Below are 11,647 nucleotides of genomic sequence, written 5' to 3'. Positions count from 1 at the left end.
CACCCAGAAGCCCGCCCCGCCGAGCGCGGCGGTCAGGCCGAGCGCGATGAGGACGCACACGCCCGAGACGGTCATGCCGAGGATCATGCCGAGCGGCGGCCGGCCCGGAACCCGGCCTTCGAGCACCGCCTTGGGGTCCACGTGCGTCATGTTGCGAAGCGTAACGGGAGGTTCCGGCGAACGGAGAGACGCCCGCGGCGGGAACGCCCGCCTAGGACAGGATCGGGTCGACGGCCACGGCCGTGAACAGCAGCGCCAGGTAGACGTTCGACAGGTGGAAGAACCGCATCGGCCGGAGGTGGACGCCCGTCACCCCGGCCCGCACCGCGCGGAGCAGCCGGTGGCCCTCGGCGAGGAACACCAGGCCGAGGACGACGGCGACGGCGCCGTACACCGGGCCCATCCCGGCGACCGGCCACAGCAGCAGCGAGCAGGCCACGGTGGCGTAGGTGTAGACGAGGCTCTCGGTGACGACGCGGCGCTCGGTGGCGACGACCGGCAGCATCGGGACCTTGGCGACCGCGTAGTCGTCGCGGTAGCGCATCGCGAGCGTCCAGGTGTGCGGCGGCGTCCAGAGGAACACGACGCCGAACAGGACCAACGGCGTCCAGGCGACGCCGCCGGTGACCGACGCCCACCCGATGAGGACGGGCATGCACCCGGCGATGCCGCCCCACACGACGTTCTGCGACGTCCGCCGCTTGAGCAGCAGCGAGTACACGAAGACGTAGAACAGGATCGCGAACAGCGACCCCGCGGCGGCGACCGGGTTGACGGCGAGCAGGAACCCGGCCGTGGACAGCACGGCGAGCCCGACGCCGAAGATCAGCGCGCGGGCCGGGGTGACCTGGTGGCGGGCCAGCGGGCGCCGCCGGGTGCGGCGCATCTTGGCGTCGATGTCGCGGTCGATGTAGCAGTTGATCGCGTTGGCGGCGCCGGCGGACATGGTGCCGAACGCCAGCGTCAGCAGCACGGTGGACAGCTCAGGGACGCCGCCGGACGCGAGGAACATCACCGGGATGGTGGTGATCAGGAGCAGCTCGATCACGCGCGGCTTCGTCAGGGCCACGTACGCGCGCACGCTCGCCCCGAACGTCCGCCGGACGGCCGGGGCCAGGTCGAGAGCCGGGTCTGCGGTCACCGGCACGAGCGGGGCCACGGACGCCCCCGCGTCGAGGTCGATCTCGACCTCGACTCCGCGCTTGTTGCTGAGCACCGTCACAATCGGGTCCACGTCCAACTAGGGATGAGAAAGTCGCGTACCACCTCGGCGGCGCCCCCGCGATCCGGGCCGGCCTCGGCTGGATGCAACTTCCGGCTTCTTCCTGCCGCGGCCGCTGTCGTCAACCGCGCAATCACTGTAGTGCGCCCCCTCCGGAGGCCACGCACCGGGTCGCCTGATCACCCCGCCGGATCCCCCCGGCGCGGGGGTTAGCCGCCGGTACGTCCGGGCAGGGGTGCTTGGCGATAGGCTCGCGATGGGCGAGTCATGATCTTCGCCGGTCACGGACGCGGCGTCGCACGGGACCGGCGGGAAGAGGCGCCGCGCCGCCGGACGTTACCGCTCATGGGGCGGACGCGCGCGGACGGCGCACAGAGCACAGTCCGTACACCGGTTCGAGAGGAGCCCGGCGTTCCGTGAGCAGGGCAAACAGCACGTTTGAGTGGTCCGACCAAGACCGGCGGGCGGTGGACGTGGTCCGCGCCCTCGCGATGGACGCGGTCGAGGAGGCGGGCTCCGGCCACCCGGGGACGGCGATGAGCCTCGCGCCCGCCGCCTACCTCCTCTTCCAGCGCTTCCTGCGGCACGACCCGACGGACCCGCACTGGCCCGGCCGGGACAGGTTCGTGTTGTCCTGCGGCCACTCCAGCCTGACCCTCTACATCCAGCTGTACCTGTCGGGCTACCCGATGACGCTGGAGGACCTGCGGGCCCTGCGCAAGTGGGGCAGCCTCACCCCCGGCCACCCGGAGTTCGGGCACACCGCGGGCGTGGAGACGACGACGGGCCCGCTGGGGCAGGGCATCGCGAACGCCGTCGGGATGGCGATGGCGGCGCGGCGCGAGCGCGGCCTGTTCGACCCCGACGCGCCGCAGGGCGAGTCGCCGTTCGACCACATGGTCTGGGCGTTCGCGTCCGACGGCGACGTCCAGGAGGGCATCAGCCACGAGGCGAGCGCCCTCGCCGCCCACCAGCGGCTCGGGAACCTGGTCCTGCTGTACGACGACAACCGCATCTCCATCGAGGACGACACCGCGATCGCGATGTCGGAGGACGTGCGGGCCCGGTACGCCGCCTACGGCTGGGACGTCCACTACGTCGACTGGACGGAGAACGGCGACTACGAGGAGAACGTCGCCGCGCTGGCCGCCGCGTTCGCCGCGGCGAAGGCCGAGACGTCCCGCCCGTCGTTCATCGCGCTGCGGACGATCATCGGCTGGCCCGCGCCGAACAAGAAGAACACCGGCAAGGCCCACGGTTCGGCGCTCGGCGACGACGAGGTCGCGGCGACCAAGCGGATCCTCGGCCTGGACCCGGCGGAGACGTTCCACGTCCCCGAGGACGTCCTGGCGCACGCGCGCGGGGTGTGCGAGCGGGGCCGCGCCGACCACGCCGGATGGAACAAGACGTTCGAGGCGTGGCGGTCGGCGAACCCGGAGCGGGCCGCCGAGTTCGACCGGGTCGCGTCCCGCGCGCTGCCGCCCGAATGGGCCGCCTCGCTGCCGGCGTTCGAGGTCGGCAAGGACATCGCGACCCGCGCCGCGTCCGGGCAGATCCTCGCCGCGCTGGCGCCGGTGCTGCCGGAGCTGTGGGGCGGCTCGGCCGACCTGGCCGAGAGCAACAACACGACGATGAAGGGCGAGCCGTCGTTCATCCCCGAGGAGTTCCAGACCAAGGAGTTCCCCGGGCACCGGTACGGCCGGACGCTGCACTTCGGCGTCCGCGAGCACGCCATGGCCGCGATCTGCAACGGCATCGCGCTGCACGGCGGCACCCGCCCCTACGGCGGCACGTTCCTGGTCTTCAGCGACTACATGCGTCCTGCGGTGCGGCTGGCGGCGCTGATGAAGCTGCCGGTCACATTCGTGTGGACGCACGACTCGATCGGCCTCGGCGAGGACGGCCCCACGCACCAGCCCGTCGAGCACCTGTGGGCGCTGCGGGCGATCCCGGGCCTGGACGTCGTCCGCCCGGGGGACGCCAACGAGACCGCGGTGGCGTGGCGGACGATCCTCGGGCACACCGACCGCCCGGCCGGCCTCGCGCTGACGCGGCAGAAGCTGCCGACGCTCGACCGGGGCGGCGAGCTGGCGTCCGCGGAGGGCGCCGCGAAGGGCGGCTACGTGCTGGCCGACGCCGACGGCGGGCAGCCCGACGTGATCATCATCGCGACCGGCAGCGAGGTGCAGCTCGCGCTGGAGGCCCGCGCCACGCTGCAGGCGGAGGGCACCCCGGCCCGCGTCGTGTCGATGCCGTGCGTGGAGTGGTTCGAGGCGCAGACCGACGCGTACCGGCAGGAGGTCCTGCCGCCCGGCGTGCGCGCCCGCGTCTCGGTCGAGGCCGGGATCGCGCTCGGCTGGCGCTCCTACATCGGGGACGCCGGCGAGGCGGTGAGCCTGGAGCACTTCGGCGCGTCCGCCGACCACAAGACGCTTTTCCTGCAGTTCGGCCTCACCTCCGAGCGGGTCGTGGCGGCGGCGAAGGCCAGCCTGATCAAGGCGAGCGTCAAGCACGCCGGGCGCGGCGAGACCACCGGCAACTAGGGAGAGGGACGATGAGCGACATTCTGAAGGCGCTCTCGGACGAGGGCGTGTCGATCTGGCTGGACGACATCAGCCGCGACCGGCTGAAGTCGGGCAACCTGGCGGAGCTGGTCAAGGACAGGAACGTGGTGGGCGTCACGTCCAACCCGACGATCTTCGCGAAGGCGCTGAGCAAGGGCACGGCCTACGACGACCAGGTCCGCGACCTGGCGGTGCTCGGCATGGACGTCGAGGAGGCGTCCCGCGCGATCATCACCCGCGACATCCGCTGGGGCTGCGACGTGCTGCGCCCGGTGTACGACCGGACGGACGGCCTCGACGGCCGCGTGTCGATCGAGGTCGACCCGAGGCTGGCCCGCGACACCCGCGCGACGGTCGCCGAGGCGCGGGTGCTGTGGTGGCTGGTGGACCGGCCCAACCTGTTCATCAAGATCCCGGCGACGAAGGAGGGCCTGCCGGCGATCACGGCGACGCTGGCGCAGGGCATCAGCGTGAACGTGACGCTGATCTTCTCGCTGGCGCGCTACGGCGAGGTCATCGACGCGTTCTTCGCCGGGCTGGAGCAGGCGAGGGAGAACGGGCACGACCTGTCGAAGATCGCGTCGGTCGCGTCGTTCTTCGTCAGCCGGGTCGACACCGAGATCGACAAGCGGCTGAAGAAGATCGGCACGGACGGGGCGAAGGCGCTGGAGTCCAAGGCGGGCCTCGCCAACGCGCGGCTCGCGTACGCGCTGTACGAGGAGAGGTTCGGCACGGACCGGTGGAAGGCGCTGAAGGACGCGGGGGCGCGTCCGCAGCGTCCGCTGTGGGCCTCGACCGGCGTGAAGGACCCCGACCTCGTCGACACGCTCTACGTGGACGAGCTGGTCGCGCCCGGCACGGTCAACACGATGCCGGAGGCGACGCTGGAGGCGGTGGCCGACCACGGTCAGCTGCGCGGCGACACCGTCCGCGGCGCCTACGACGACGCCCGCGCGCACATGGCGGCGCTGAAGGACGCCGGGGTCGACTACGACGACGTCGTGAAGGTGCTCGAGGACGAGGGCGTCGAGAAGTTCGCGGCCTCGTGGAAGGAACTGCTCGAGTCCATCACCGGCGAGCTGGACGCCAAGAGGGCCGGCGCGTGACCTCGGTGGTGACCGCCGGGGGGATCTCGGTCACCATCCGCGGCGCCGTCGTCGACGAGAGCGAGACGGTCCTGGACCGGCTCGTCTCCGACGGCGTCCCGGGGTCGCTGACGTCCGGGAACGCCAACCTGTGGGGGCCCGACGCGGCCCCGCTTGCCGCCCGCCGCCTCGGCTGGCTGGACCTGCCGGAGACCTCGCGGTCGCTGGCGGGCCGGCTGGCCGATCCGGCGGCCGAGGCCCGCGACGCCGGTCTCGACCGGGTCGTCCTCCTGGGCGCGGGCGGTTCCGCGCTCGCCGCCGACGCGATGTTCCGCACCCTGCTCCGCGACCCCGACGGGGGCGCCTCCGGAGGGACGGAGCTGATCGTTCTGGACACCTCCGACCCGCATGAGGTGTCGGGCGTCCTCGCCGGCGACCTGGACCGGACGCTCGTCGTCGTGGTGGGCGAGAGCGCCGAGGCGGAGTCGCTGCGCCGCGTCTTCGGGCGCGCGTTCACCGAGGCCGGGCTCGGCGGCGCCGAGCTGGCCCGCCGGTTCGTGGTCGTGGCGGAGGAGGGCTCCGCGCTCGCACGCGCCGCCCTGGACGCGGGGCATCACCTCGTCCACGCGGAAACCGACGTCGACTCGCGGTTCGGCGCGCTCGGCGCGCGGGGCGTCGTCGCCGCCGCGCTCGCCGGGGTGGACGTGACCGTCCTGCTGGACGAGGCGTCCCGGCTGGCCCGGGCGCTCCGGCAGCCGTACGACAACCCGGCGCTGGCGCTGGGCGCGGCGCTCGCCTCGTCGGCGCTCGGCGCCCGCGACAAGCTGGTCATCGCCGACCACGGCTCGGGTCTCGGCGGCTTCGCCGCGTGGGCCGAGCAGCTGGTCGGCGGGGCGATGGGCAAGGACGGCAAGGGCCTGCTGCCCGTCGTGGTGGAGAGCGTCGACGCGCCGGGCTTCGAGCTGGCCGACGACCTGCGCCGCGTCATCCTGGGCCGCCGCCCGGACGAGCCCGGCCCGGGACGCGAGGCCGGCGTGAGCGTCGCCGGTCCGCTCGGCGCGCAGTTCCTGCTGTGGGAGTACGCGGTCGCGGCGGCGTCCCGGGTGATCGGCGTGGACCCGTTCGCCGAGCCGGGCGCCGTCCAGTCGCTGGAGAGCACGGCGGCGCTGCTGCGCTCCGATGAGGGCGCGGCGCCCACGGTCGTGCGGCGGCCCCCGGAACTGGTGGCGGGCGCGGTGGAGGTGCACGCCCCGGAGGGCGCGCTGCGCGGCGCGCAGACCTTGACCGAGGTCCTCGACCTGGTTCTGGAGGACGTCCCGGACGGCGGCTACCTCGCCGTGGTCGCCTACCTGGACCGGGTCGGGGACGCGGCGGCGGCCGGGCTCCGGCCGCTGCTGGCCGCGCGGGGTGCGAAGGTCCGCCGGCGTCCGGCGCCCGTGACGTTCGGGTGGGGGCCGCGTTCGCTGCACACCGTCGGCCAGTACCACAAGGGCGGCCCCCAGAACGGGGCGTTCCTGCAGGTCACCGGTGCCGTCACGGACGACGTCCCGATCCCCGGGCGGCCGTACAGCCTCGGGGAGCTGCAGCTCGCGCAGGCGTTCGGCGACCTGCGGGTGGTCCGGTCGCTCGGCCGTCCCGCCGTCCGCCTCCATCTGCGCGACCGCGGGGAGGGCCTCGCCCAGCTCGCCGCGGCGCTCGCCTGATCGCCGACCGCCGATCCGACCCGCGGCCTGACCCACCGGCCTGACCCACCGGCCTGACCCGGCCGCCTGACCGGGCGGCGCGAAGAAGATCGATGGAGAAGGTCGCGAATGCCCTTTCTCTCCTGAAACGATGGGGGGCAGGAGGGTGCAGTGTCCGGATTCGACGTACTGACGCGCGGCGACGTGCTGGACTCGGCGCTGCGCGCGAGGGACTACCTCGTGAGCTGCGGCGTCCCCGGCGCGCTGGCCGCGAAGGACCCGCGGCTGTGGGGCCGCCGCGCGGTCGACCACAGCCGCCTCGGCTGGCTCGACCTGCCGTTCGCCTCCCGCGGGCTGCTGAACCAGGTGGACGGCCTGGTGGCGGAGGCGCGCTACTCGGGTCTCGACCACATCGTGCTGATCGGCGTCGGCGCGGAGAGCCTCGCCGCGCAGGCGATCATGGAGGCGCACGCGCCCCCCGGCGCCGAGCGGGACGCGAACGGGACCGGCCGCCCGGCCGGCGAGCTGACCGTCCTGGACGGCGGCGACACCGCCGCGCTCGCGTTCGCGCTGGAGCGGCTCGACCGGACGCTGGTCGTGCTGGCCAGCAAGGCGGGCGTGTCGCTCGAAGGCGACGCCTACCGCAGGATCTTCGCGGCCGCGTTCCGCGAGCGGGGCCTGTCGGAGCGGGAGATCGCGAGCCGGTTCCTCGTCATCACCGACCACGGGAGCCCGCTGCACGACTTCGCCCGGCAGTGCGGCTACCGGATCGGCCTGACCGACCCGTACCTGCCCGGTCACTACGGGGCGCTGTCGGCGTACGGGCTGGTCCCGGCCGTGCTCGCGGGCGCCGACGCGGAGCGGCTGCTGGAGGAGGCGGCGTCGCTGGTGCCGTCGCTCGGCAAGGACGAGGACAACCCGGGCCTGCTGCTCGGCGCGATCCTCGGCGGCTGCGCGCAGCAGGGGGAGGGCGGTCTCGCCCGCGACAAGGTGCTGCTGCGCGAGCCCGGCGGGACGGGCGCGCTGAGCGCCTGGATCTCCCAGCTCCTCGCGGTCGGCACGGGCAAGCGCGGCCAGGGCGTGCTGACGCTGGAGGCGCTCGGCGGGCGCGGCGCGTTCCCCGACGTGCACGGCGTGTCGATCAACCCGCGGTCGGCGGCCGACGAGGAGTCCGACACCTCGGTGTGGGCGCCGCTCGGCGCGCAGTTCCTGCTGTGGGAGTACGCGACGGCGGTCGCTGGCTGGCTGCTCGGCGTGAACCCGTTCGAGGCGGGCGGCACGGTCGTCCAGGAGGCGGAGGACGACGCGGCGGCGCTGCTGCGCACGGCGGGCGACGGGCCGCCGTCCGGGGAGCGGCCGGTGTACGTCGAGGACGGCATCGAGGTGCACGCCGACTTCCCGTGGCCGCCGGGCGCCGAGCTGCAGACCGTGCTCGGCGGGCTGGTGGCGTCCGTGCCGTCCGACGGTTACCTGGCGGTCATGACGTACCTGGGCGACTTCTCCGGCCGTTATCTCGCGCCGTCGCTCGCCCGCGCGTCCGGGCGTCCGGTCGCCTACGGGCCGGGGCCCGCCTACCCGCACGCCACCGGACCGGTGCACAAGGACGGCCGGGGCAACGGCGCGTTCCTCATCATCACCGGCGACCCGGCGCCGGGTGACGCGCTCGCCGCGCAGCCCGTCCCCGGCCGCCCCTACAGCCTGGCGAAGCTGCAGATCGCGCGGGCGCTCGGTGAGCTGCGGGCGCTGCGCAGGCGGCGGCTCCCGGTGATCCGGCTGCATCTGCGCGACCCGGTGGACGGCGCGGGCAGGCTCACCGAGGCGGTGCGGGCGGTGGCGGGAGCGCGCAGGCCGTGAGCTTCACCGCCGTCGTCTCGGGGGAGACGGCCATCACCGCCCGAGGGCCGCTCAGGGAGGCCGCCGAGCGGGTGCTGGGCCGGCTCTGGATCGACGAGGTGCCCGTCCGGCTCGCCTCGGAGGACCCGACGCTGTGGCCGTCCGCCGGGACCGCAGGGGCGGAGGGCCGCGCGCTGTGCTGGCCGAGTCAGCCCGGGCCGGGACGCGCCGCCCTGGAGCGCGCCGAGGAGCTGCGGCGGCGGGCGCGCGCGGACGGGCTGACCGAGGTCGCGCTGCTCGGGCACGGGGCCCCGGCCCGCGCCGCCGAACTGATCGTCGCGGCGCACCGCCGGGCCGCCGATGGCGAAGGCGGCGCGGACAGCGCGAACGGCGGCCCGCGCTCCCCCGCCGTGCCGCTCACGGTCCTCGACGGGCCGGACCCCGGCCCGGTGCTGCGCCTCGGCGACGACCCGGAGCGGCTGAACCGGACGCTGATCGTGGTGACGGGCGACGACCCCGGCTCCGACGCGCTCCGCCAGGTCCTCGACGGGATGCTCAGGGCCGGCCTCGGCCTGTCGCCCGCGGAGGCGGCGCGGCGGTTCGTCACGGTCGCCGAGCCGCGCGCCGCGGCCGCCAAGTTCGCCGCCGAGGCGGGCCATCCGCTGATCGAGGCGCCCGCGCCGACCGCGTTCGGCGCCCTGTCCCCCTACGCGCTGGTGCCCGCCGCGCTCGCCGGCGCCGACGTCCGCGCGCTGCTCGACGGCGCCACCGCCGTCCTGCCGTCGCTCACCCGGCCGGAGAACAACCCGGGGCTCGTCCTCGGCGCGATCCTCGGCGGCGCGGTCCGCGCCGGGCGGCGCACGGCCGTGCTCGGCGGCTATCCGGCGGCGCTGCCGGGCCTCGCGCGCTGGGTCGCGCTCCTGCTGGAGGAGACGGCGTGCGGACGGCTGACGCCGGTCGTCCAGGACGGCGGCCTCCCCCTGCGGCCCGGCGAGGACCTGTTCCTCGTGACGTTCGACGGCCGCCCCCGCCAGGACGACGCCACCGTCACCGGGCCGCTCGCCGCCCAGCTCGTCGTGTGGGAGTACGCCGCGGCCGTCGCGTCCTACCTGATGGAGCTGGACCCCCTCACACCGCGGCACGGCGCGGCCCCGATCACGCTGGACGACGGGTCGGGCGCGCCGCTCCTCGCCGACGGCGCCCCCGGCCGGGCCGTCGAGGTGTTCACGACCGTCCCGGAGCTGATGGCCGCGCCGGACCTGCCCGCCCTGATGGACGCGCTGGCCGCCCGGATCGGCGCCGACGAGCATCTCGCGATCGTCGCCTACCTGGACCCGGACGAGGCGCACGGGCAGGGCGCGCAGGTCCGCCGGCTGGCCGCGCTGCTCGCCGCCCGCTCCCGCCGCCCGGTCACCGTCGACTGGGGCGCGGGCCACCCCGCGATCTGGAATGATCACCGCGACGGGGGCGTATACCTGATGGTGACCGGGAACGTCGTCCGCGACGTGCCGGTCCCGGGCCGCCATCACCGGCTCGGCATGCTGCAGCTCGCGCGGGCGCTCGGCGACGCCAGGGACGCGCGCGCGGCGGGCCGCCCGGTGGTCCGGCTGCACCTGCAGAACCGCTGGGCGGGGCTCGCCCGGCTGCTCGGCTCCGCCAGAGAAGGGGAATGAGCGCGCAGTGCGACCACCGACGAAGGGGACCACGTGACCGACCCACTGATCAGCCCGGCCAACCCGCTCCGCGACCCCCGGGACAAGCGCCTCCCGCGCGTGGCCGGACCGTGCGTGCTCGTGCTGTTCGGCGTCACCGGCGACCTGTCGCGCAAGAAGCTGCTCCCGGCGATCTACGACCTGGCGAACCGGGGGCTGCTCCCGCCGGGGTTCTCCCTCGTCGGCTTCGCCCGCCGCGACTGGGAGCACGAGGACTTCCGCCAGATCGCCCACGAGTCCATCAAGGCGCACGCCAGGACCCCGTTCCGCGAGGACGTGTGGACGCACCTGTCGGAGGGCATGCACTTCGTCCCCGGGACGTTCGACGACCCGGGCGCGTTCGACGCGCTGTCGATGGCCGTCAAGGAGCTGGACGACACCCGCGGCACGGGCGGCAACTACGCGTTCTACCTGTCGATCCCCCCGAAGTTCTTCCCGAAGGTCGTCGAGCAGCTGCGGCGCAGCGGCCTCGCCGACCGCAGGGACGCGTCGTGGCGGCGGGTCGTCATCGAGAAGCCGTTCGGCCGCGACCTGAAGACCGCCGTCGAGCTGAACGACACCGTCCACCGCGTCTTCCCCGAGGAGTCGATCTTCCGGATCGACCACTACCTCGGCAAGGAGACCGTGCAGAACATCCTGGCGCTGCGGTTCGCCAACACGATGTTCGAGCCGATCTGGAACCGCTCGTTCGTCGACCACGTGCAGATCACGATGGCCGAGGACATCGGCATCGGCGGCCGGGCCGGGTACTACGACGGCATCGGCGCGGCCCGCGACGTCATCCAGAACCACCTGCTGCAGCTGCTCGCGCTGACCGCGATGGAGGAGCCGACGTCGTTCAGCGCGGAGGCCGTCCGGGCCGAGAAGGCGAAGATCCTGTCGTCGGTGCGGGTGCCCGGCGACCTGGAGGCGTCCACGGCGCGCGGGCAGTACGCGGCGGGCTGGCAGGGCGGCGTGAGCGTCAGCGGCTACCTGGACGAGGACGGCATCCCCGCCGACTCCCGCACCGAGACCTACGCCGCGGTCAAGCTGGAGATCGACAACCGGCGCTGGGCGGGCGTCCCGTTCTACCTGCGCACCGGCAAGCGGCTCAGCCGCCGGGTGACGGAGGTCGCGATGGTGTTCCAGCAGGCGCCGCACCTGCCGTTCTCCGAGACCGACACCGAGGAGCTCGGGCAGAACGCCCTGGTCATGCGGGTCCAGCCGGACGAGGGCATCACGGTCAGGTTCGGCTCGAAGGTGCCCGGCACGTCGATGGAGATCCGCGACGTCAACATGGACTTCGCGTACGGCGAGTCGTTCACCGAGACCTCGCCGGAGGCGTACGAGCGGCTGCTGCTGGACGTGCTGATCGGCGACCCGCCGCTGTTCCCGCGCCAGGAGGAGGTCGAGCTGTCCTGGCGGATCCTCGACCCGATCGAGGAGTTCTGGGCCGGCCGGGGCGGTCTCGACCAGTACAAGTCCGGCGGCTACGGGCCCGACAGCGCCGACGAGCTGATGGCGCGCGACGGGCGCACGTGGCGGCGGCTCTAGATCAACGAACGGGGCG

Annotated in this window: 7 protein-coding genes; 6 read left to right on the top strand and 1 reads right to left on the bottom strand. The window is 74.2% G+C overall.

The window, feature by feature from the left end:
- Positions 1–211: 211 nt before the first annotated feature.
- Positions 212–1,147, bottom strand: a complete 936-nt coding sequence (locus ETD83_RS00765) for a heme o synthase (RefSeq protein ID WP_407921459.1) — start codon at positions 1,145–1,147, stop codon at positions 212–214.
- Positions 1,148–1,713: 566 nt separating this feature from the next.
- Here ETD83_RS00765 and tkt point away from each other — a divergent pair.
- The 6 genes from tkt (at position 1,714) to zwf (ending at position 11,631) form a co-directional block, all read left to right on the top strand.
- Positions 1,714–3,765 carry a transketolase gene (tkt, locus tag ETD83_RS00760; RefSeq protein ID WP_407921458.1) on the top strand — a complete coding sequence of 684 codons (2,052 nt, stop codon included), beginning with the start codon at positions 1,714–1,716 and terminating at the stop codon, positions 3,763–3,765.
- Positions 3,766–3,776: 11 nt separating this feature from the next.
- Positions 3,777–4,892 carry a transaldolase gene (tal, locus tag ETD83_RS00755; protein ID WP_138643070.1) on the top strand — a complete coding sequence of 372 codons (1,116 nt, stop codon included), beginning with the start codon at positions 3,777–3,779 and terminating at the stop codon, positions 4,890–4,892.
- Positions 4,889–6,574, top strand: a complete 1,686-nt coding sequence (locus tag ETD83_RS00750; RefSeq protein WP_138643069.1) for a glucose-6-phosphate isomerase — start codon at positions 4,889–4,891, stop codon at positions 6,572–6,574. Before tal ends, ETD83_RS00750 begins: the two co-directional genes overlap by 4 nt.
- A 150-nt stretch (positions 6,575–6,724) precedes the next feature.
- Positions 6,725–8,407: a phosphoheptose isomerase gene (locus ETD83_RS00745; RefSeq protein WP_138643068.1), complete on the top strand. Its 1,683-nt coding sequence runs from the start codon at positions 6,725–6,727 to the stop codon at positions 8,405–8,407.
- Entirely contained in the window at positions 8,404–10,059 is a 1,656-nt protein-coding gene (locus ETD83_RS00740; protein ID WP_138643067.1) for a glucose-6-phosphate isomerase, read from the top strand. The genes ETD83_RS00745 and ETD83_RS00740 overlap by 4 nt, the downstream gene beginning before the upstream one ends.
- Before the next feature lie 33 nt (positions 10,060–10,092).
- Complete coding sequence (gene zwf / locus ETD83_RS00735) at positions 10,093–11,631, top strand: glucose-6-phosphate dehydrogenase (RefSeq protein WP_205717411.1); 1,539 nt, start codon at positions 10,093–10,095, stop codon at positions 11,629–11,631.
- Positions 11,632–11,647: the final 16 nt, after the last annotated feature.

This window comes from Actinomadura soli (genome assembly GCF_005889715.1).
In the GTDB taxonomy this organism is placed as follows: Bacteria; Actinomycetota; Actinomycetes; order Streptosporangiales; family Streptosporangiaceae; genus Spirillospora; species Spirillospora soli.
Note: the sequence above shows the minus strand (reverse complement) of the source record. Positions and strands in the feature narration are given on the sequence as shown.